Here is a 22323-nt window from a genome sequence, read left to right as displayed (position 1 = left end):
CACGAGAATTCCGAGGAAGGCCAGGCGATGTCGACTCTCCCCGATCACGACACCATCCGCGCAGCCGTGGCGCTGGCGGTGCGGGCGCCGTCGGTGCACAATACCCAGCCGTGGCTGTGGCGGGTCGGCGACACCACGGTGCACCTCTACGCCGACGACAGCCGCCAGCTGCCCTACACCGACCCGGACAGCCGGGAGCTGGTGGTGAGTTGTGGTGCGGCGCTGCATCATCTGCGCGTGGCATTGTGTGCGGTCGGCTGGGACACGGTCGTGCACCGGTTCCCGAACCCCGCCGAGCCGAGACATCTCGCCGCCCTGGAACTCCACCACGCCGAGCCCGACGCGACCGCTGCGCGTCTGGCGCGCGCCATTGCCCGGCGGCGCAGCGACCGTCGCCGGTTCACCTCGTGGGAGGTGCCGCCCGCGCAGGTATCCGCGGTCGTCGCCGCGGGAGCGGATGTTCCGGGAGTGCAGGTCCGGGAGGTCGACACGAACGGGGAGCACGCGCGGCTGCTGCGCGCTTTCGTCGACGCCGCGACCGAGCACCGCGGTGACGCCGGCTACAACGCCGAGCTGGCGGAATGGAGCGGTCACCACGCCAGCGCGCAGGGCGTACCCGCGCGCAACGCGGTGGTTCCGCCGGATGCGACGGTCCGGTCGTTCGGTGACCCCCGCCTGCCCGAGGCAGTGGTGAGTGACACCGACGAGGCCGCGCGAATGCTGTTGGTGTGCACCGCCTCGGATGATCTGCGGGGCTGGCTGCGCGCCGGCGAGGTGGCGAGTGCGGTATTGCTCGAGGCCACGGCGCGGGGGCTGGCCACCTGCTCGCTGAGCGAACCCCTCGAAGTCACCGGTGTGCGCACCCGGATCCGCCGGGATCTGCTGGGCGACTTCGGTTATCCGCAGCTGATCATCCGGATGGGCTGGGCGGCGACCAGCGCCGCACCGGTACCCGCCACACCCCGGCTCCCGCTCGAGGACGTCGTTCGTCCGCTCGAATCCCTGAGCCTGTCGGGTGAGCAATAGCGAAGACACGAGAGTCAGGAGCGCATAAATGACTGAAGACCTTGCCCCGCAGGTGGATCCGAATCCACCGATCGTCGTCGGTGTGGACGGCTCGGCCGTCTCCTACCAGGCGGTGGCCTGGGGGGCGCTGGATGCCGCGCGGCACGGAGCCCCCCTGCACATCGTCACATCGATCTGCGCGCCGACCGGGCTGCCGCCGACCGCCGTGCTCGATGCCGCCGCTATCGCGTCGCTCGAACTGGACGGCGAACGCGTCGTGGGTGAGGCAACTCGCATCGCGTCCGAGACGCTGCCCGGCGAAGGGGTGGAGATGTCCTCGGAAGTCACCGAGGAGCCGATCATCTCGCGCTTGATGGACCTCTCGCGGGACGCCCGGATGGTTGTGCTCGGCAGTCGCGGACTCGGTGCGCTCCGGCGTGGGCTGCTGGGGTCGGTCGCCACGGCGGTGACCCACCACTCGCACTGTCCGGTCGCCGTCATCCATACGACCGCGGCCGCGGATCCGGTGTCGGCGCGGCAGCCGGTGCTGGTCGGCGTCGACGGCACCCCGAACAGCGTTGCGGCGCTGGAACTCGCGTTCGAGGAGGCGTCGCTGCGCAAGACCGGCCTGACCGCTCTGCACGCCTGGAGCGACGTCAGCGGACCTTACCTGCCGATGTCGGGGTGGGAGACCGTGGAGGAGCAGGAGCGGGCGACCTTCGGCGAGGAGATGGCCGGATACACCGAACGTTATCCCGATGTCGCGGTGCGGCGAATCCTGGTGAAGGATCGTCCGGTTCGGTCGATGCTGGACGAATCCGAACGCTCGCAGCTGGTGGTCGTCGGCAGCCACGGGCGCGGTGGCTTCACCGGCATGCTCCTGGGCTCCACCAGCGACGCCCTGCTGCACAGCGTCGACTGCCCGATTGTCATCGTGCGTGGCAAGTGACCGGATCACTCGGCGGCAGCCGGTTCACCCCAGCGGCACCGCCCAATGCAGCAAGGTCCCCGCTCCCTCGGGGTTGCGGCCGAAGGAGAAGGTTCCGCCCATCTCCTCGGCCCGGCGCTGCAGGTTGTGCAGCCCACTCGGGGTGATGTTCTCGGGGATCCCGCAACCGTCGTCGGCGACCAGCACGGTCAGATCGTCGGAGACGTCGATGGTCACCGAGACGGTCGCGGCCCCGGCGTGTCGCACAGCATTGGAAACCGCTTCGCGCACCACGGCTTCGGCATTGTCGGCGAGTTCGGCCGCCACCACCGACAGCGGCCCGGTGATGCGCAACGACGTGCGCAGGCCGGTATCGGCGGTGTGCGTGCGGATCACCTCCTCGATCCGCTGCCGCAGCCGGGTACTGCTCGCCGCGCCGCCGTGCAGGTCGAAGATCGAGGTGCGGATCTCCTGGACCACGTCCTGCAATTCGTTGATGACATCCGAGATCCGGTCGCGCACTTCGGCCGAACGGGCGCGCGCGACGGTGCCCTGCAGGCTCAGACCGGCCGCGAAGAGCCGCTGGATCACATGGTCGTGCAGGTCGCGGGCGATGCGGTCGCGATCGGTCAGCACGTCGAGTTCGCGCATGCGCTGCTGGGCCTCGGCCAGTTGGATCGCCAGCGCGGCCTGATCGGTGAAAGCGCCTGCCAGTTCTTGTAATTCGTCCGCGAACGGGGGAGCACCCGCCGGGCGGACCACGACCAGCACGCCGAAGGTCGACTCCTGGGCGTTGAGCGGCAGGATCAGCGCGGGTCCGGCGTCGAGCGCGATGTCGAGACCGAGATCGTCGCTGTCGTCGAGGCGCAGGGCCAGACCCTCGCGGAACGCTCGTCCGATCGCCGTCCCGGACGTGCGGACCATTCCGGTGTGACGGTGATCGTCCGGACCGGCGCACTTGCTGATCCACAGCCCCTCGGCGTCGGCGTGGTTGCTGTCGGGTTCCTCGTCGACAGCGAGGAACGCCCATTTCGATTCGGTGAGGGTGCGCGTGTGTGTGACGAGGTGGGCGAGCACCTGCTCGGGATCGGTTCCGGCCAGGAATTCGGTGGCGATGTCGCGGGTGGCTTCGATCCAGGCTTGGCGGGTGCGGGTGGATTGATAGAGCCGGGCGTTGTCGATAGCGATTCCGGCGGCGGCGGCGAGGGCCTGCACGATGACCTCGTCGTCCTCGGTGAAGGGCTGGCCGCCGGACTTCTCGGTCAGATACAGGTTGCCGAAGATCTCGTCGCGGATCCGGACGGGCACGCCCAGGAAGGTCCGCATCGGTGGGTGGTGGTCCGGAAAGCCGACCGACGAGGGATGATCGGCGATGTTGTCCAGGCGGATCGGCTTGGGCTGGCTGATCAGCAGACCCAGCACGCCGCGGCCCTCCGGGAGATCGCCGATCCGGGCTCGCATCTCCTCGTCGATGCCCTCGTAGATGAACTGTTCGAGCTGATCGTCCGCGCGGACGCCGAGCGCGCCGTAGCGGGCGTCGACCAGGCTGATGGCGGTGTGCACGATGGTGCGCAGGGTTTGGTCCAGATCGAGCCCCGAGGTCACCGAGAGCATCGCCTCGACCAGACCGTCCATGCGGTCGCGAGCGTCGATGATCTGTTCGACACGGTCCTTGACCTCGGTGAGCAATTCCCGCAGCCGCAGCTGGGAAAGGGTGTCGCGTACCGAGTAGGAGCCGTCGGTGGGCTCAACGGTCATTTCCTGGCTTCCCTGCACTCGTGTCGGGCGCGCACAACTGGTTCTGTTACGGCTGTTCCAGTTTAGGCACGCGCGCGACGACGATGGTGCAGGTGAGTGACTCGCAGCGTCACCGCCGGTCCGGCTGGGCCAGCGCGCGATCCAGGAGCACGCGCCGTTCGGCGGCTGCGACGGCGCGCCGGGTGCGCTGGATCGCATCGGGCGAGACGGACACCGACGTGATGCCCGCGCGTACCAGATGCTCCACGAATTCCGGACGGGTGGAGGGCGCCTGGCCGCACAGCGACGAGGTGATGCCGAGCCGGCGGGCGGTAGTGACGATCTGCTCGATGGCATCCAGCACCGCCGCATCGGATTCGTCGAACAGTTCGGCGCACTCCTCAGAATCGCGGTCCACGCCCAGCATGAGCTGGGTCAGATCGTTGCTGCCGATGGAGATTCCGTCGATCCCCAGCTCGACGTACTCCGGTAGCCGGTACATCACCGACGGCACCTCGGCCATGACCCAGCGGTGCAGGCCGCGCTGGCGTCCGAGCGGGCTCGCGTCGACGAGCTCGAGGCACTGCTCGAGTTCCCAGCGGGTGCGGACGAACGGGATCATCAGGTGCACGTTCGGGGTCTGTTCGCGCACGCGTGCGAGCGCGGCCAGTTCGAGGCGGAACATCTCCGGCTGGCGGACGTAGCGGTAGCAGCCCCGGAACCCGATCATCGGGTTGTGCTCCCGGGGCTCGTAGCGGTCGCCGCCCTCGAGTGCCCGGAACTCGTTGCTGCGCATATCACTTGCCCGATAGACGACCGGGCGTGGGCGCGAAGGCGGAGCTGATCCGGTGGATGGAGGCCGTCATGCTCTGGATGAACTTCTCGTCCTCGCCGCGGGCGATGAGATCGCGGGGATGGCGGCCGCCGAGCGCCTGGGTCAGCAGCACCTCGGCACGCAGCAGGCCGACTCCGTCGACGTCGGTGGCCGCGGCGCGTTCGGCGGCTTCGGGCAGCGCCAGATTCACGTAGACGCGGGTCGCGGTGGCCTCGGGTGCGGTGGCCTCGGGGACCGGGCGCGGCACCGCGGTGGTCGTGGCCGGAAGCAGGCTTCCGGCGTACACCTGGCCGGCGGACCCGTCGACGGTGACCTCGTGGCCGGTGGTCAGCTGGGTGGTGGCGGTGCGCGCTCCGACGATGCACGGGATGCCGAGTTCGCGGGCCACGATGGCCGCGTGGCAGGTCATGCCGCCGCTGTCGGTCACCACCGCGGCGGCCCGCGAGAGGGTGGGCAGCCAGTCAGGGTTCGTCATAGGTGCGACCAGGATCTCGCCGTCACCCAGCGTGGATCCCTCTGCGGGCGAGCGCAATACGCGCACCGGACCGGTGGCGCGGCCGGGCGCCGCGGCCAGGCCGCGCACCAGCACCCGACCTTCGGCGGTCTCCGCCACCGGAGGTTTCACCGCGGTGTCGCTGGGCAGGATGGTGATCGGCCGCGCCTGCACCAGCCAGAGGTGCTCGTCGTCGAAGACCCATTCGACGTCCTGGGGGCGGCCGGAGTGGTGCGCCTGCACCTCGAGCGCGAGCCTGGCGACGGCGACGGCCTGGTCGTCGGTGAGCGCCGGCGCCGCGGCTTCGGATTCGGAGAGCTGGATTCGCCGATCGCCGTCGGAACCGGCCACGATGGCGAAGCTCTGACTGCCGAGCTCGGTGGTGAGCAGTGTCGGTCCGGCCGCGTCGAGGACGTAGGTGTCGGGTGTGACGGCGCCGGACACCACCACCTCGCCCTGGCCACGCGCGGCGTCGATGACGATGCGATCGAGCGAACCGGTGGCAGGGTCGGCGGTGAAGGCCACGCCGGCCGTGCGGGCGGCCACCATCCGCTGCACCACCACGGCCATCTCGGGCCGATTGTGCATGCCGCGCCGCGCCCGATAGGTCAGCACGCGCGGGGAGAACAGCGATGCCCAGCAGTCGGTCAGCGCGGTGATCAATTCTTCGTCGCCGTGAACATTGGTGTGGGACACGTTCATTCCAGCGAACGACGCGGTCGCGCTGTCCTCGCCGACGGCCGAGGACCGCACTGCCACGGTCACCGCGTCGCCGAGCCGGTGATAGGCCGACAGCACGGCATCGCGGACGGCCGGCGACATCGGGGTGTCGTGCACGAATTCCCGCATGCGGCGGCACAGTTCGTCGAGCTGCTGTGCCTCCTCGCGGGTCGCGCCCACCGCTGCCGCTAGCCCTCGGGTGTGCAGTTCGTCGAGTTCCGGGCCGTGCGTACCCGCACAGATCACCTCTTCGTAGGCGGATTTGAGCACGACGAACCCCGGCGGCACGGGCAGTTGCGCCGCGACCAGTTCGCCGAGATTGGCTCCCTTGCCGCCGGCGCGGTCGGCATCGGTCAATCGCAATTCATCGAAGGTGGCGACATAGTCACCCATGACGGCTCCAGTTCTGTTTCGATCCGGGCAGCACGAGCAGCAACAGGATCGGGACGGCAAGGATGAACAAGGCGGACAGCATCGCCAGCGGCGAGGCGCCGCTGAGTTCGAGGCCGGTGACCACGAAGGGAAGCGCGATGACGAACAGGGGGCGTGCCGGATCGTCACTGCTGTGCCTCCGGAGTCTCGAAAATGCCCGCGGAGGTGAGAATGTCACTGAAATCGGCACCGAGTAGCACGCGCCGCAGGGGTACGGGAAGCTGTGCCAGCACGTGGTCGAGCTGGCCGGGGGAGAACAGCTGGGCCAGCGCATCGGTGACCGCCGCGGACATGCGCCTCGCCTCGTCCGTCGACACGTCGGCCGTCCGGGCGAATTGGTCCAGGAACGACTGCGGATCATGGCGCACGGGAACACGTCCCGGCGTCCAGCCCTCGTAGTAGACACCGCGCAGCAGCGTGGGCAGCTGGGCGCTCAGGTGTGCGGCCGCGCCGATGTCGAGGCGATCGCGCACGGTGTGCAGCCAGGCGCGCAGGGCCCGCTGCGCCTCCATCCGGTCGTCGGTGCCGAGCCGGTCGGCGACGGTGCGCAGCCAGATGCGGCTGGTATGGATCGCCGGGGCGAATGGATCGGTGTGGTGGCTCATCGGCATGGCCTTTCGCGGAAACGGGATGACCGAGGGTGCGCGGGTCAGGGGTGGGTCGGAGTGGCCTGGGCCTGCGGCAGGTGCAGAGCCTGCGCGATGGTGTCGGTCCAGGCCGTGATGTCGGACCAGTCGCGCAGGTCCCCGTAACGGGCACCGCCGAGCACGCGGTACAGGGCGCGTGCGGGCAGTGAGACGCCGACGCGCTCGTAGTGGCCGGCGAACGCGTGGAAATCACGCGGTGTGATCGAATCACGCAGGGCGGCAATCTTTCTCGGGACGACATTGCCGATGCGGCGCCCGGTCGGGCCGACCAGGGCCGGCCCCAGCCCGACGCTGAACAGCCACACCGGGTATGCCTGCAGTTCGTGGCGATGCGAGCGGACGAATTCGGTCATCTCCGGCAGCAGGGCCAGATCGTGCACGGCGCTGCCCAGCACGATGGCATCGAAGAGCGTGAGTTCGGGAGCGTGTTCGACGTCGGCGACTTCGACGGTCGCGCCGCGGGCCGTGAGGTAGGCGCCGATGAAATCGGCGATCTCCCGGGTGGATCCCTGAGCGGTGGCGTAGATGACGGCGACGCGGGGAGCGGTGGTTTCCATGCATCGAGCCTGCTCGCGTGGCCGGATTTCGGTGAGAGGACTCCTACCCGTGGTGGCCGGGACCATGGTCCTCGACCGCCTCAGCCGGCCGCCGCGGCGGGATGGGACAGGTCCGCCACTGCAGCGGCGAGCATTCGACGCGCCTCTTCGGCCGGTCGGGCGAGCTCGGGCCTGGCCAGGACCTCGGCGAGCAGCGTGGGATCGGTGGCCTCCACGAGCACGCCGGTCCGGTCGGCCCGCACGACGACGGTGCAGGGCAACAGCAATCCCGCCTCCCGGTCGACGGCGAGGGCGCGACCGGCGAGCTGCGGGTTGCAGGCTCCGAGGATCAGGTACTCCTCGATGTGCTCACCGGTCCCCTCCCGGAGTGCGGCCTGGACGTCGAATTCGGTCACGACGCCGAATCCATGCTCCCGCAACGCGGTCCGGGTGCGGTCCACGGCGTCGGGGAACGTCGCGTCGAGGTGGACGGTGATGGCGGCGACGGGGGCCACCGGAATCCGGATCTCGGTGATCAGCAGACGGGGATCACTCACCTCGTCGGGGCCGATGAGATACGCCTCCGTCGGCGGTCCGATGGGTCGATAGCCGTTGCCCTGCAGCCACTCTCGCAATGCGCGGTATCCGGCGTCGATGTCGCGATAGCTGCCGCGATGGCAGGTGCGGGCCACCAGCGACGGCGACTGGATGGTCAGCTCCGCACCCGAACTCGGGCCTAGGGCGGGCGCGGCCTCGATCGGGAGCCCGAAATCGACGACTATGGCATCCTCGGCGGGCAGTTCCCGATGGAAGGTGATCATCGGCGCGCCGTTCGCGACGAGCCCGGCCTGGTCGGCCACCTCCGACAGCCGGCTCATGCCGCCGACAATGCCGTCGCTCAACAGGTCCGGGCGGATCTCCAGTGGTATGCGCAGCACCGCCTGCGGCGGTGTCTCGCACACGTTCACCCGGTACTCCATGACGCGCCTCCTTCGGTAGTTCGTGCGTTCAGCCTGCGTCCGGCCGGGCGGGCGGCACAGAGGACAAGGTCACGGTGGTGGGGGAACAAACGCACGGCCGTGCGGGGCGATCGGCCGGCGGACCGGGTCATGATCACAGCCGTTCGTCGGCGGCGAGGGCGAAATAGTTCTCCTCCTCCTGCACGAAGTGCAGGCGCAGCACGGCGTGCAGGCCGTAGAGGCAGGCCAGCAAGTCGTCGATCTGATCCGGGTCGAATCCGCCACGCGCGCGGGCCAGTTCGAGATGGGTACCGATGCGGGTGGCCAGCCGCTGGATCTCGGCGTGTGCGCGGCTCATGGTGGCTGTTGCCTCGGTGCCGCCGAGCGGCCCGGCGAGCGCGGGGTACAGCTGGGTTTCCTCGGCCAGCTCATGGGGCAGCAGATCGTCGAGCAGGAAACGGTGCACAGCGTCGAGCGCCCTGAGTGCATCGTCATCGGGGCGCTCCGCGACGCGGTCGGCCACCGCGCGGAGCTTCGTGAGGGCGTCCTGCAGGACATCGTGCTCGGCGGCGAAGCGGTGCAGCAGCTCTTCGGTATCGGCCGGCAGATCCAGATGGGCGGCCGGATTGCCGCGCAGTGCTCGTAGTGCGTTCAGGATGACGGCGACGTCGATGGCCTCCTGAAGCAGCGCGCCCGCCGCGGGCGGCAGCCAGCCGACGGCTGCGATGACCATGGCCGCGAGCGACAGCGTCATGCCGGCGGTCGCGCTCTGGACCGCGATGTGCCGCGACCAGCGGGCGGTGTCCATGGCGTCCGCGAGCCGATCCAGCCGATCGGTGGTGAGCACGATATCGGCGGCCTCCGACGAGGCGGTCGATCCCCGGGCCCCCATGGCCACCCCCACCGTGGCAGCGGCGAGGGCCGGGGCGTCGTTGATGCCGTCGCCCACCATGACGGTCACCTGCTGCCGGCTCTCCCGGCGCACCGCCTCGACCTTGTCGGCCGGGCTCTGGCCCGCGAAGACCTCGTCGAGGCCCAGCACCGTCGCGACCTCCCGAGCGGGCTCGGGACGATCACCGGTGAGCATGACGAGGCGGTTCAGTCCGGCCTCCCGCAGCCGGCGCAGGGTGCGGGGCGCCTGCCGCCGCAAGGGATCCCGCAGCAACACGACACCTCGGGGGTCGTCATCGACGACGATCCAGGCGACGGCGGCGGAGTCCAGCCGCGCCCGATTCATCACCGGCCGCGCCCATTCCGGGGTGATCATCGACTCCGGCAACTTCCCCACCTGCACGCGATGACCGTCGACCGTGCCGGTGACGCCGCGACCCGCCTGCTCGGAAACCGCTGTGGCAACGGCGAGTTGGAGCTTGCGGGCCAGCGCCTCGGTCACGATCGCCTCGGCCAGCACGTGCGGCGACATCTGATCCACCGAGGCGGCCAGCTGCAACAACCACGCTCCATCCGTGCCCGGAGCGGCGGCGACCTCCGTGACCACGGGCCGCCCGGCCGTGACGGTGCCGGTCTTGTCCATGACCAGAGTTGTTGCGCGGCCGAGATTTTCCAAAGCCCCACCGTCGCGCACCACCACGCCGACCCGCGACGCACGTGACAGCCCCGACACGATGGCAACGGGTGCGGCCAGCAACAACGGGCACGGTGTCGCGACCACGAGCACCGCCACCGCGCGCACCAGCGATCCGCTGAACCAGTACGCGGCACCCGCGACGAGCAGGGTCAGCGGGAGAAACCACACGGCATAACGGTCCGCCAACCGGACCGTGGGCGCGGTGGCGGCTCCCGCCTCGCGTGCCAGCCGCACGATCCCGGCGTAGGTGCTGTCGTCGGCCGTCGCGGTGGCCCGCATCTCGAACACGCCGCCGGCATTGAGCACGCCGCTGCGCACCGGCTCCCCGGGGGCGCGCTCGACCTGGAGCGGTTCACCCGTCAGTGCCGATTCATCCAGTGCCGCAACGGTATCCATGATCCTGCCGTCGGTGGGAACCACCTCGCCGGCGGCGATCACCAGGATGTCGCCCGGAACGATCTCATCGAGATCGACGATCCGCACCACGTCCCCTTGCCGTCGCCGCGCCGACCGCGGCGCCCGCTCGAGAAGGGCTCGCAGATCCCGGGCCGCGCGCCGTTCGGCGGCGGCATCGAGCGCATGCCCGCTGCTGAGCATGACCGCGATCAGCGCGCCCGCGAGGTACTCGTGCACCCAGAGCGTGCCGGCCAGCGACAACACCGCGATGAGGTCCACTCCGGCGCGCCCGCGGCGCAGCGCCGCGACAACCCACCACACCGCCGGGACCATGGCCACCACCGTGCCCGTGGCCCAGCACCAGTCGGCCACTGCTGTCGCCCCGGCGGCCCAGGCGACGCCACCGGCGACCAGCGGTGCGATCGTCCCGGCCAGCAGCGCCGTTCCGAGGACACCGCCGGCTCGATCGATCCAACCGTGGAAACGTGAATCGGCCACCATGGCTCTCGTCCTTCCGCCGGGTGTGCATTCCCGATCAGTGCATCGCAGTTGTTCGGGTGAGCGGCAGGGCCACAGTCCCCGAACACCACTGCCCTTGGTCCCGGTGGTGGCCGGCCCACGGTTCGCGGGCTGTGCCGTGTCCGATGTATGCCCGAGACAGGACCTTCGGCCCTGTGAGGGGCGCGGGTGCGGATGCTGACATGTATCGAGGGGTTTGTCGTGCAGGGGATCAGGTGAGAAAGGGTCAGTTGATGCGTGGGTATCAGTTCGCTCCGCGCGCCACCGTGAGTCTGGAGCGCGCGGAAGCACTGCGGCTGCTGGCCGGTGTTCCGTTCGGGAGGGTCATCTTCACGCGCGACGCGCTGCCCGCTGTGCGACCGGTGAACCATCTGGTCGACGAGGGCGAGATCATCGTCGTGCGGACCCGGCTCACGTCTCGGTTGACCTCGACCGTGCGTGCGGATTCGAATGTGGTGGTGGCCTATGAGGCCGACGAGATCGACCCCATCGCGGGGCTGGGATGGTCGGTGGTGGTGACGGGGATCGCCCGCACCGTGACGGATCCGGAACGGGTCGCACGCTACGAGCGCCTGCTGCAGCCGTGGGTCGACGGGGAGATGGACACCATCGTCGCCATCGAGCCGACCCTGGTGACCGGAGTGCGGTTAGTGGTGAAGCAGGCGGGTTAGCCGGATTCAGGGCGCCGAAGTGCCCCACCGAACCCTGCCGGGTTGGCCCAGAAGGCCTGGGCCGACAAGGTGTCCTCCTGCCAGTGGCCCCACAGCCGCAGCGCCAAGTCTTCGGTGACCCACATAGCGGCGCCGATGAAAGTGAGCATGCTGCCGACTATCGGGAACCGAGCTTTTGAATCCATTTTCTATGACCGATCATCGTGGCTTGTCGGCCCAGAGGACGACATTGGTGCCGAGGAACTTCTTGCTCCATCCGATGTTCCGAAAACCTGTTTCGCACAGAACATTAGCGACATGTTGGGGTGAGGTGAAGGCGAGGGTGCTGGATTCGAGGTATGTGTACGACGACCGGTCGCGAGCAATCGTCTGCCCCAGCAGCGGAATGATCGTGCTCATTCCCCACTCGAGGATCGGCCGCAACGGGCCGCTGGGAGGGCAGGTTTCGAGGATGACGATCCGGCCGCCGGGTACGAGGACGCGGTGCTGTTCGCGAAGCACTCCGGGGAGGTCTTCGATGTTGCGGAGCAGATAGCCTTCGGTGACCGCGTCGAAGGACTCGTCATCGAACGGTAGCCGGGTCGCGTCGGCCTGCTGCCATCGAATCGCGCCGGCCCCGGATTTGATCCGTGCGCGAGCCAGCATCGCCTCGGAGAAGTCGGCACCGGTCACGGCGACAGTGGGATACATCCGTGCCGCCGCCAGAGCGATCACACCTGTCCCGGTGGCCAGGTCCAACAGTTGTCCGCCCGCGGGCGGCGCGGCGCGGACGGCCACTTCACGGCACCAGCGCGCATGGCGGCCGAGCGTCATGACGAGGTTCATCCGGTCGTAGTATCCGGCGATCTGCTCGAAGATCGTGTGTACCGCAACACCTTTGCCGTGCGAGGTCGCGGCGACGGTGTTCGCTTGCCACTCGCGGCCGATGGCGCGCATGAGCGCCGGATACACACCGAGATACCGGAAAGGCTTGATACCGGCCATGTAGAGGGTGCCCAACAGGCCGTTCGGCTTCACCAGGACAGCCATCTGACCGCGGTAGCCGCCGGTTCCGTCCGCAACCCAGCCGAGGTGCATGACCGCGTGGACGGTCGTGTTGCCCATTTCGGCTGCCCATTCGTTCTCCAGTTGGTAGACGGACCGGAACGGCGATGTGCCGAGGTCCGGTCCCCGGGAGCCTTCGCGGAGGTCGGCGGGCAAGCGGTCGTACAGGGAGGGCAGCCGACCGCCGGTGCCGGTATCGGGCCGGTCCCAGCCGAGCAGTGCTCCGAGCTTCCAGCGAATGGTGAACAGCGCCCGGGAGATCGCGGTATCGCCGGTCACCCCACCGCCGATTCCTTCGGCGAATTGGCGTACCAGCCAAGGGAAGTCGTCGGGGCCGCCCGGTGTGGGCAACGCCCATACGTCCTCCACGGTGAAGTCGTCGGCGATGTCGTGGATCCGCCACGGGCGGTTGGTGTGAGCGGTTGGAGGAAGTCTCACGAGCTCGGCTCCGATCTATACGGTGGCGTATAAATCGAACATAAACCCATCTATACGCCCCCGTATACTCCTTGCCGACGTGAGGAGGCGCACCGTGGCCGTGGCTCGCACACCGCGAGGCAGATGGGTCGAGGAAGGCTTGCGTGCGCTCGTCGCGGGCGGCCCCGAAGCCGTGCGGATCGAGGCGCTGGCACAGGCCCAGCGCCACCGGTGGCGGGCGTGGACGGCCCGCGCAGCCGCACCGAAATGATGGAACTGATCAAGTCCCGGCTGCTGGCCTAGGAGCACCAGTGAAACCGATTGCGGGCCTGATCAATTCGTTGGGATGAGCGGGGTGGCGGATCGCCTGGGGTTCGAACCGGCGAGCCCGTAGACCAGTGCAGCGCGATATGGACGCGAGCGGCGGTCCAGCGCTCGGCGACGGTTTCCGGATCCGGAACAGCGGGATCACCTTCTCCAGTTCGGTCACGACTGGTTCGACGCGCACAGGGCCTCCACGGTCGCCGCCCGAGGCGTTCCGGTGGCGAAACGCGCAGCGCGACGTCGCATTCGATGGTCGGGCCGGCGGTCGCGGGCGGCTGGGACGGCGGGGGGTGTCCGGAAGAACCAGTGCTTCGCGGTTTCCGCCAGCGCGAGGTACACGACGATCATGGCGAGCAGCGCGACGAAGAAGGCGCCTGGCAGCGGCTGGAAGCCGAGCGTAGCGGCCAGCGGCGTCACGGGCAGCAGTGCGCCGATTCCCACCGCGGCCAGCGCGGCGGTGAGCAGGGCGACGCTCGGGTGGCTGCGGAAGAAGGGTGTTCTGCGGGTGCGGATCACGAACAGCACCAGGGTCTGGGTGGCCAGTGATTCGACGAACCAGGCGGTGTGGAAGAGGGCTTCGCTCGCGTGGAAGACCCACAGCATGATGCCGAAGGTCGCGAAGTCGAACACCGAGCTGATGGGACCGAACACCAGCATGAATCGCCGGATCAGCCCGATGTCCCAGCGCGCGGGCCGGGCCAGCTGTTCCTCGTCGACGGTGTCGGTGGGGATGGCGAGCTGGCTGGAGTCGTAGAGCAGATTGTTGAGCAGGATCTGCGAGGGCAGCATGGGCAGGAACGGCAGGAACGCGGAAGCGCCCGCCGCACTGAACATATTGCCGAAATTGCTGGACGTGCCCATCAAGACGTACTTCATGGTGTTGGCGAACACGCGCCGGCCCTGGGTGACGCCGTCCGCCAGGACCTGCAGGTCCTTCTCGAGCAGCACGACGTCGGCGGCGTCCTTGGCGACGTCGGTGGCGGCGTCCACGGAGATTCCGACATCGGCGGCGTGCAGGGCCAGCGCGTCGTTGACGCCGTCGCCGAGAAACGCGACATCGACGCCGAGCGACCGCTGCGCGCGGACGATGCGCGCCTTCTGCTCGGGATCGATGCGCGCGAAAACCGTTGTGGTGGACAGCTTCCCGGTGAGCTCGGCGTCGGTGAGCCGGTCGAGGTCGGCGCCCGACAGGGTGTCGCCCGCCGGTAGGCCCAGCTGTTCACAGACCCGCGCCGCCACCGTCGGATGATCGCCGGTGATGACCTTGACCGCGACGCCGAGCCTGCCCAGGCGGCTGATCGCCTCGCGCGCAGAGGCTTTCGGCGGGTCGAGGAACACCAGGAACCCGGCCAGCCGCAGACCGGTCTCGTCCTCGGCCGTCAGCGACGTCCGCCCGGGCGCCGGACGGGTCGCGACCGCGACCACGCGGTGCCCGGCCGCGAACTCGGCGCCGAGCGCCCGGGTGGCCGCATCCGGCACGTTCTCGCAGCAGGCGAGGACGGCTTCCGGCGCTCCCTTCGTAATGATGGTTTCCCCGGTGTCCGGTGCATCGACCAGGACCGAGACCATGCGCCGCCGATGATCGAAAGGCAGTGTGGCGAGCCGGGTGTGCCGCTCGGCGTCGTCCCGCGGTGCGAGCGGCGCGGCCCACAGTGCCGTGTCGAGCGCGTCACCGCCGGCGAGCCGGCCGTTCTGGATCACGCCGTCGGTGCAGGCCATGCCCAGCTCGATGATATTGCCATCCGTGTCCGGTTCGGCGGCGACCGCGCGCATGAATTCGATTCGTCCCTCGGTCAAGGTGCCGGTCTTGTCGGTGAACAACACTTCGATGTCGCCGAGATCCTCGATACAGACCAGCCGCTTCACCAGCACCTTGCGCTGCGCCAGGATTCGTGACCCGGCCGCCAGGTTGGTCGACACCACCGCCGGCAGCAGTTGCGGGGAAATGCCGACCGCGATCGCCAGCGAGAACATCAGCGCGTCCAGCAGCGGCCGGTGCAGCACCAGGTTCACCCCGAAGATGCCGATCGTCAGAACGGCGGCGACGCGCACCAGCAGCATCGAGAACCGGCGCAGCCCGGCCTGGAACTCGGTCTCGGGCTCCCGGCGCGCCAAACCGACGGCGATACGCCCGAATTCGGTGTCGCCGCCCGTCGCTGTCACGACGCCGCGGCCGGTCCCCGCGGCGACCACCGTGCCCATGAGTGCGCAGCAGGCCAGCTCGGACACCGGGCTTCCCGCCGCCACCGGGTCGGGCGATTTGATCACCGCTTCCGACTCGCCGGTCAGCACCGATTCATCGCACTGCAGTCCGGTCACCGACAACAGCCGCAGATCCGCGGGCACCAGCTCGCCGGGCCGCAGCTGGACGATGTCGCCCGGAACCAGCTCCGCGAGGTCGACCGATCGGGCCTGTCCGGCACGCGTCACCACGACTCGATGCCGGATGCGCTCGTGCAGGGCCGCCGCGGCCTGCTCGGCGCGGAATTCGTTGACGGTGCCCAGGCCTACGGACATCGCCACGATCACCCCGATGACCACCGCATCGCTGCGCTCGCCGAGGAAGAACGACACCAGAGCGGTCGCGGCGAGCAGCAGCAGGAGCGGCGAGCGCAATTGCCGCACGATGACCGGCCCGATGCGCGCGCGATGCGCCTGAATGGCGTTCGGCCCGAAAAGGCGTGCCCGTTCGGCATATTCGGATTCGGTCAGCCCTTCGTCGCCGGTGGCCAGCGCGGTCAGAATCTGGTCGGCGGGCCGGGCCGCCGCGTCCGTGGCGGGTACGGCCCGAACCGTGTGCGGCAGCGTCCGATTCGTGGCCGAGGACAGCGCGTGAACGTGCATGCAGTCGAGGGTTCCGCTGTCCGGGCCGAGCCGATAGGGCCTGCTCGCATCCAGGGAGGGGACCAAAGACCTTGTAGCCGAGGACTTGCCGCCGCCATTGGCCAGCCCCGGCCTCGGAGGTCGGCCTGTCAGGTCGGTGTGGGCGGAGGCGGGAACGCGCGATCGCCGCGCCTTCGGCCGAAGACGCGGCGGGGAGCGCGGTTCGTTCTACTGCGGACGCGGATGGTCGCCGCGCAGCTTGGACGCGTAGACCGCGGCCTGGGTGCGCCGCTCCATGCCGAGCTTGGCGAGCAGCCGGGAGACGTAGTTCTTGACCGTCTTCTCCGCGAGGAACATGCGTTCGGCGATCTGGCGGTTGGTCAGCCCGTCACCCAGCAGGTCGAGGAGTTTGCGCTCCTGGTCGGTGAGCCCGGCCAGCGGGCCGTCGGACTGGGTGCTGCGGCGCAGCCGGTCCATCAGCGCCGCGGCGGCGCGATTGTCCAGCAGCGAGCGGCCGGCCCCGACCTCCTTGATGGCCTTCGCCAACTCCATGCCCTTGATGTCCTTGACCACGTAACCGCTGGCTCCCGCGAGGATCGCGTCCATCATGGCCTGCTCGTCGGTGAACGAGGTGAGGATGAGGCAGCGCAGCGTATCGAGGCGCGAGAGCAGATCACGGCAGAGTTCGATGCCGTTCCCATCCGGCAGCCGGACATCGAGGACCGCGACATCCGGTTTCAGCGCCGGGATTCTGGCCAGGGCCTGGGCCACATCGGAGGCTTCACCGATGACGGTGAGTTCCGGGTCGCTGTCGAGCAGGTCGACGAGTCCCCGGCGAACGATCTCGTGATCGTCAACGAGAAAAACCTTGATCATGGCCGGTTCCCAATCTGTAGGTCGTCGTGGTCGAACATAGCTCTCCGGGACGGATTATCGGGGATGACCGGACGGAGCTGGGCCGCCGGGGCTGGCGGGAGCGGTGACCTCCAGGATCTGTTCGAGGGGCAGCCGTGGGGTATGCGTCGGCTGCCGGTCGGAGGCGGGAACCGTGCCGACCCGCACCAGCACCTGGGGCTGCTCCACGCGGCCGGTGAGCTCGCGGATGACCGCTCGGCTCTGCGGCACTTCGGTGACGTGGGTGATCGGGCAGGTCGCATAGCCCGCGACCGTGCATTCGAGCAGGATGGTGGACAGCGACTCACCGCAGCGCAGCAGGTCTGCGGAGGTGCTGCCGCTCGACACGACGAGAACCACGGACCGATCGTCCTCGATCTCGGTCCGGCGCGGCTCCTCGTCGACGGCCGGGAGTACACGGCTCAGATCGACCCGCTCGCGCTCCTCGGCGGACACCCGGGCCGTCGGCGGGATACCCTCCGCGGGGAGTGAATGGCCTGTCCACCACTGCAATTCGGCTTGATAGCCGGAATCGTAGCGGCGTATCGCCGCGGTCAGCCGTGAAGCGCGGGCGAGCTCGGTGCGGGCCTCGGGCGGCAGCACGGTGATCACTGCGTCGGAGGGGTCGACGATGACCGGCAGTACCGGTTCGAAATCGCTCCAGTCCGCCGGTGCGTAGAAGGGGAGCCGGTCGGTGTAGCGAACCGTGATGGCGGCGGCCCGATCCCGGTCGGCGTCGGTCACGATCCGCGACGGCTCGAAGGTCACCGTCGCCGGCTGATCGTGCCGGTTGGGGTCGGGGAAGTACGTGACCTGCGTCTGCCACCCGGCCGCGGCCAGCGCGGCGCGCAGATGCCCCAGCGCGAGACCACAGCTGATCAGCATCTGCCGACCGGAGTGGTCGGTGGCCGGGAGCATGCGCGATGGCACCGAGAACAGGTGCAGGGCATCGCCGTCGAAGACCCAGCGCCACGGCTGGCTGTTGTGCAGGGAGGGCGCGCGACCGGCCAGCCGAACAGCCTGCTCGATCGTGTCGCCGCTGGGTAGTTGGCTCATGGACTCACGCTAGGACGGGTGGCGTGCGCGCTACAGGGGCCGTTGGTCCTCGTTACGGTGCTACAGGACCCTTGGCCCGGCGCCCGGACGCACGCACGCTGAAGCCGTGGACGACAACATGCGGCCCGCGCCACTGATCGACGCGCGGCGCCATGACGCGGTGATCTTCGATATGGACGGCGTGGTGACCGACAGCGCCCGCGTCCACGCGGCGGCCTGGAAGGAGATGTTCGACGACTTCCTCGTGCATCGGGCGCCGGCCCCGGGCGAGAACCTGTCGCCCTTCACCGACGACGACTACCTGCGGTGGGTGGACGGTGAACCGCGCTACCGGGGTGTGTCCGATTTCCTTGCCGCACGCGGCATTTCGCTACCAGAAGGCGATCCCGCCGACGCCGAGGACGCGGGAACGGTGTGCGCACTCGGCAACCGCAAGGACCGGTTGTTCCTCGAACGGCTCGCCCGCGACGGCGTCCCCGCGTTCGACTCCACCGTGGCCCTGGTGCGGCGCCTGCAGACGGCGGATATCGGCGTCGCGGTGTTCTCCGCCAGCCGCAACTGCGCCGACGTGCTGCGGGCCGCCGGTATCGGGGACCTGTTCACGGTGCGGGTGGACGGCATCGTGGCGGCGGAGCTGGGGCTGGCGGGCAAGCCCGACCCGGCGATGCTGCTCGAGGCCGCACGCCGGCTGGGCGTGGAGCCGGAACGGACCGTCGTCGTCGAGGATGCGGAGGCCGGTGTCGCGGCCGGCCGGGCCGGCGGATTCGGTCTGGTGATCGGCGTCGATCGGGGCGGGCACGGCGATCGGGTGGCCGAGCGCGGGGCCGATGTGGTGGTGCCCGACCTCGATCGGGTGCGGCTGCGCAACGGCTTCCGGCGGATGTCGGAGGTGCCGGATGCGGTCGCGGGGCGGCTCGGTGATCTGCTCGACACCGAAAAGGCCTCCGTCCTGCTCGATTTCGACGGCACGCTATCGGCCATCGTCCCCGATCCGGTGGACGCGACCCTGGTGGAGGGCGGTGCGGCGGCCCTGGCGCGGCTCGCGGCGCGGTGCCCGGTCGCCATTGTCAGCGGGCGTGAGCTGGCGGATCTGCGCGACCGGGTCGGTGTCGAGGGTCTCTGGTACGCCGGGTGTCACGGCTTCGAATTGCAGGCCCCGGACGGCACGACGTATGTGCACGATGCCGCTCCGGGCGCGGAACGCGCGCTGGCGGCGGCAGCGGAGGAACTGGCGGGGTCGTTGAGCGCGATCAAGGGGATCCTGGTGGAGCACAAGCGCTTTGCGGTCGCCGTGCACTATCGGCGGGTCGCCCCGGAACACGTCGGCACGGTGACGGCCGCCGTGCACGCGCAGGCGCACCAGCGCGGCCTGCGCGTAACGGGCGGACGCAAGGTGGTCGAACTGCGGCCGGACATGGACTGGGACAAGGGCACCGCGCTCCAGTGGATCCTCGGCCACCTCGTCACGCCGACGCTGCCGATCTACGTCGGCGACGACCTCACCGACGAGGACGCCTTCGACGCCGTGGAGGCCGAGGGTATTTCGATCGTGGTCCGGCACGACGAGAACGGCGACCGGCGGACCGCCGCCCGCTTCGCGCTACCCGGACCCGAGGGCGTGCGCTCCTTCCTCGACGATCTGGCCGTCCTGCTGGCCGCCGAATCCGCTGGGGCCGTGTCGGATTCGTGGGTGTTCGCCTTCGACGGGTACGACCCGGCGCACGAGCGGCTGCGGGAGGCGCTGTGCACCGTCGGAAACGGATATCTCGCCACCCGCGGGGCCGCGCCGGAGTGCGCGGCGGGGGATCACCACTACCCGGGTACCTATGTCGCCGGTATCTACAACCGGCTCTTCGATCAGATCTCAGGGCGCACGGTCGACAACGAGAGCCTGGTGAACCTGCCGAACTGGCTGCCGGTTACGTTCCGGATCGGCGACGGCGACTGGCTCGACATCGACGCCGTCGAATTGCTGTCCTATCGCCAGGAATTCGATCTGCGCCGGGCAGTCCTGCTGCGGCACTTCCGCTTCCGGGACAGCACCGGTCGCATCACGGCGGTGCGACAACGGCGGTTCGCGGCCATGCACGCGCCGCACCTGTGCGCGCTCGAGACCGCGGTGACCGCCGAGAACTGGTCGGGCACGGTGGTCTTCCGTTCGACGGTGGACGGCGCAGTGAGAAACAGTCTGGTGGAGCGGTATCGGGACCTGTCGGGGGATCACCTCGAGCGGGTCTCGGCGCGGGAGCTGTCACCTGAATCGGTGCTGGTGGTGGTACGCACCGGGCAATCCCGGATTCCGGTTGCGACCGCGGCGCGCGGCACGCTGCACCGAGAGGGTGTGAAGCTGTGTCCCGCTACGGAACTCGTCGAGAGCGACGGGGCGATCGGGCACGACCACGGCGTCGCGATGGCCGAGGGTGACACCGTCGTACTGGAGAAGACCGCGGCCGTGGTCACCGGCCGCGACCACGCGGTCTCGGCCCCGGACGACGAGGCGGCGCGGGCACTTCGTAGTGCCGGCCGGTTCGCGGACCTGCTCGAATCGCACACAGCTGCCTGGGAACACCTCTGGGATCGGCTCCGAATCGATCTGGGCGGCGGTGAACACGCGACCCGGGTGATCCGGTTGCACCTGCTGCATCTGGTGCAGACCCTCTCACCGCACACCGCCGATCTGGACGTAGGGGTCCCCGCGCGGGGTCTGCACGGCGAGGCCTATCGGGGGCACGTCTTCTGGGACGAGCTGTTCGTGCATCCGGTTCTGAGTCCTCGCTTCCCGCGACTAGCACGCGGTCTGCTGCGGTACCGATACCGGCGGTTGCCGGAGGCGCGTCGCGCGGCCGCCGCTGCCGGGTTGTCCGGGGCGATGTTCCCGTGGCAGTCCGCCTCCGACGGCCGTGAGGAAAGCCAGCTCATGCATCTGAATCCGCTGTCGGGGCATTGGAATCCGGATCCGAGCCCGCGCGCCCACCATATCGGCAGTGCCATCGCCTACAACGTCTGGCAGTACTTCCAGGCGACGGGTGACCTCGAATTCCTCACCGACTACGGCGCCGAGCTCATGGTGGAGATCGCCCGGTACTGGGCGAGCCTGGCCGACTACGACCCGCGCCACGACCGGTATCACCTGCGCGGGGTCATCGGGCCCGACGAATTCCACACCGGTTCGCCGAGCGCACCGGGATCCGGCGTGGACGACAATGCCTACACGAATGTGATGGCGGTGTGGACATTGCTGCGGGCGCGCGACGCGCTGGCACGGCTGACCCCCCGCGCACGGGCGGAACTGCTCGAATCGCTGCGCGTCTCACCGGTGGAACTGACGCGGTGGGAGCATGTCGGGCGGCGGATGTACGTGCCCTTCCACGACGAGGTCATCAGCCAGTTCGACGGTTACGAGCAACTGGCCGAACTCGATTGGGACGGCTACCGGCAGCGCTACGGCGAGATCCAGCGGCTGGATCGCATCCTCGAGGCCGAGGGCGACGACGTCAACCGCTACCGGGCCGGCAAACAGGCCGATGTCCTGATGCTGTTCTATCTGTTCTCAGCCGACGAATTGCGGGAGGTGCTCGAGCACCTCGGCTATGACCTTCCCAGGGAGATGATTCCGCGGACGATCGACTACTACCTGGCCCGCACGTCGCATGGTTCGACACTGAGCGCGCTGGTCCACGCCTGGGTGCTGGCCCGCGCGAATCGGGCGCGGGCGATGGAATTCTTCGACCGGGTCCTGGACTCCGATATCGCCGATATCCAGGGCGGGACCACGCAGGAGGGAATTCACCTCGGCGCCATGGCCGGAACCATCGACCTCGTCCAGCGGTGCTTCACCGGAATGGAGATCCGGGCCGATCGCCTCATCTTCAACCCCTGCTGGCCCGACGAGCTCGGGGAGCTGCGCTTCTCGATCGTCTACCGCGGGCACCGGCTCGCGATCAGGGTCAGCGCCTCCGATCTGGAGGTCGCCGCCGATCCGGGCGTGGCGGACCCGGTGGAGATTCACTACGACGGATTCACCGAGCTGTTGAAGGCGGGGGCAACGATCCGAATGCCGGTGAGCCGCAAGGCATCCGATCCGGATCCGTTCACGACCGCAGCTGAATGACGCCCCATCGGGCCAGCCCGATCGCGACGGCCAGGTATTCGACGAGCGCGAGATACACCAGCATCGCGCCGTACAGCCGAGCCCAGAGGGAGATGTAGTCGGTGGCGGCGGGCACCGCGACCACCATCGCCGCGCCGAGGACCAGGGCCACGGTCGCCACGGCATGCGGTGTTGCGGGAGGATTCATG

17 protein-coding genes and 1 pseudogene are annotated in these 22323 nt (G+C 69.2%); 5 read left to right on the top strand and 13 right to left on the bottom strand.

The features are described 5' to 3' along the window. Window positions 1-27: 27 nt before the first annotated feature. Both ACWEQQ_RS38920 and ACWEQQ_RS38915 read left to right on the top strand, forming a co-directional pair. The gene (locus tag ACWEQQ_RS38920; protein WP_452351700.1) at window positions 28-1026 is read left to right on the top strand and encodes an Acg family FMN-binding oxidoreductase; all 999 of its coding nucleotides are present in this window, start codon (window positions 28-30) and stop codon (window positions 1024-1026) included. 28 nt (window positions 1027-1054) lie between these two features. Next, window positions 1055-1954: a universal stress protein gene (locus tag ACWEQQ_RS38915; RefSeq protein ID WP_452351699.1), complete on the top strand. Its 900-nt coding sequence runs from the start codon at window positions 1055-1057 to the stop codon at window positions 1952-1954. A gap of 24 nt (window positions 1955-1978) precedes the next feature. Here the strand turns inward: ACWEQQ_RS38915 and ACWEQQ_RS38910 are convergent, their stop codons facing one another. The 7 genes and pseudogenes from ACWEQQ_RS38910 to ACWEQQ_RS38880 form a co-directional block, all read right to left on the bottom strand. Further along, window positions 1979-3691 carry a GAF domain-containing protein gene (locus ACWEQQ_RS38910; protein WP_452351698.1) on the bottom strand — a complete coding sequence of 571 codons (1713 nt, stop codon included), beginning with the start codon at window positions 3689-3691 and terminating at the stop codon, window positions 1979-1981. Between the two features lie 109 nt (window positions 3692-3800). Next, a pseudogene (gene ppsA / locus ACWEQQ_RS38905) lies at window positions 3801-6111 on the bottom strand (phosphoenolpyruvate synthase). Beyond that, window positions 6104-6235 carry a hypothetical protein gene (locus tag ACWEQQ_RS38900; protein ID WP_452351697.1) on the bottom strand — a complete coding sequence of 44 codons (132 nt, stop codon included), beginning with the start codon at window positions 6233-6235 and terminating at the stop codon, window positions 6104-6106. Before ACWEQQ_RS38900 ends, ppsA begins: the two are co-directional and overlap by 8 nt. A gap of 40 nt (window positions 6236-6275) precedes the next feature. After that, window positions 6276-6755, bottom strand: coding sequence for a DUF2267 domain-containing protein (locus tag ACWEQQ_RS38895; protein WP_452342302.1), 480 nt, complete (start codon window positions 6753-6755; stop codon window positions 6276-6278). A 44-nt stretch (window positions 6756-6799) separates the two neighbouring features. Next, window positions 6800-7354 (bottom strand): flavodoxin domain-containing protein, encoded by a 555-nt coding sequence (locus ACWEQQ_RS38890; RefSeq protein ID WP_452342303.1) that lies wholly within the window; start codon window positions 7352-7354, stop codon window positions 6800-6802. Window positions 7355-7434: 80 nt separating this feature from the next. Then, window positions 7435-8313, bottom strand: coding sequence for a DUF302 domain-containing protein (locus ACWEQQ_RS38885; protein WP_452342304.1), 879 nt, complete (start codon window positions 8311-8313; stop codon window positions 7435-7437). Window positions 8314-8446: 133 nt separating this feature from the next. Next, complete coding sequence (locus tag ACWEQQ_RS38880) at window positions 8447-10777, bottom strand: heavy metal translocating P-type ATPase (protein WP_452342305.1); 2331 nt, start codon at window positions 10775-10777, stop codon at window positions 8447-8449. Between the two features lie 251 nt (window positions 10778-11028). On the opposite strand from ACWEQQ_RS38880, the gene ACWEQQ_RS38875 reads away from it, so the two are divergent. Then, window positions 11029-11466: a pyridoxamine 5'-phosphate oxidase family protein gene (locus ACWEQQ_RS38875; protein WP_452351696.1), complete on the top strand. Its 438-nt coding sequence runs from the start codon at window positions 11029-11031 to the stop codon at window positions 11464-11466. Here ACWEQQ_RS38875 and ACWEQQ_RS38870 read toward each other — a convergent pair. Together ACWEQQ_RS38870 and ACWEQQ_RS38865 are read right to left on the bottom strand one after the other, a co-directional pair. After that, window positions 11463-11615, bottom strand: coding sequence for a hypothetical protein (locus tag ACWEQQ_RS38870; protein ID WP_452351695.1), 153 nt, complete (start codon window positions 11613-11615; stop codon window positions 11463-11465). The two genes, ACWEQQ_RS38875 and ACWEQQ_RS38870, sit on opposite strands and share 4 nt — an antisense overlap. A gap of 49 nt (window positions 11616-11664) precedes the next feature. Next, on the bottom strand, window positions 11665-12948 hold the full coding sequence (locus tag ACWEQQ_RS38865; protein ID WP_452351694.1) for a ubiquinone/menaquinone biosynthesis methyltransferase: 1284 nt from the start codon (window positions 12946-12948) through the stop codon (window positions 11665-11667). A gap of 94 nt (window positions 12949-13042) precedes the next feature. Here ACWEQQ_RS38865 and ACWEQQ_RS38860 point away from each other — a divergent pair, with 94 nt between their 5' ends. Further along, complete coding sequence (locus ACWEQQ_RS38860) at window positions 13043-13198, top strand: hypothetical protein (RefSeq protein ID WP_452351693.1); 156 nt, start codon at window positions 13043-13045, stop codon at window positions 13196-13198. A gap of 215 nt (window positions 13199-13413) precedes the next feature. On the opposite strand, the gene mgtA is transcribed toward ACWEQQ_RS38860, so the two are convergent. From mgtA to ACWEQQ_RS38845, 3 genes are all read right to left on the bottom strand, one after another. Next, window positions 13414-16095, bottom strand: a complete 2682-nt coding sequence (gene mgtA, locus ACWEQQ_RS38855; protein ID WP_452351692.1) for a magnesium-translocating P-type ATPase — start codon at window positions 16093-16095, stop codon at window positions 13414-13416. Window positions 16096-16302: 207 nt separating this feature from the next. Then, on the bottom strand, window positions 16303-16950 hold the full coding sequence (locus ACWEQQ_RS38850) for a response regulator transcription factor (RefSeq protein WP_364618536.1): 648 nt from the start codon (window positions 16948-16950) through the stop codon (window positions 16303-16305). A 54-nt stretch (window positions 16951-17004) separates the two neighbouring features. Then, window positions 17005-18024, bottom strand: a complete 1020-nt coding sequence (locus ACWEQQ_RS38845) for an Acg family FMN-binding oxidoreductase (RefSeq protein WP_452351691.1) — start codon at window positions 18022-18024, stop codon at window positions 17005-17007. Window positions 18025-18142: 118 nt separating this feature from the next. On the opposite strand from ACWEQQ_RS38845, the gene otsB reads away from it, so the two are divergent. Next, on the top strand, window positions 18143-22135 hold the full coding sequence (gene otsB / locus ACWEQQ_RS38840) for a trehalose-phosphatase (protein ID WP_452351735.1): 3993 nt from the start codon (window positions 18143-18145) through the stop codon (window positions 22133-22135). Here otsB and ACWEQQ_RS38835 read toward each other — a convergent pair. Continuing rightward, window positions 22116-22322, bottom strand: coding sequence for a hypothetical protein (locus ACWEQQ_RS38835; RefSeq protein ID WP_452342311.1), 207 nt, complete (start codon window positions 22320-22322; stop codon window positions 22116-22118). The genes otsB and ACWEQQ_RS38835 overlap by 20 nt on opposite strands. Window position 22323: the final 1 nt, after the last annotated feature.

It is taken from the genome of Nocardia sp. NPDC004123 (assembly GCF_053603795.1).
This window is presented reverse-complemented; position numbering and strand designations above follow the sequence as displayed.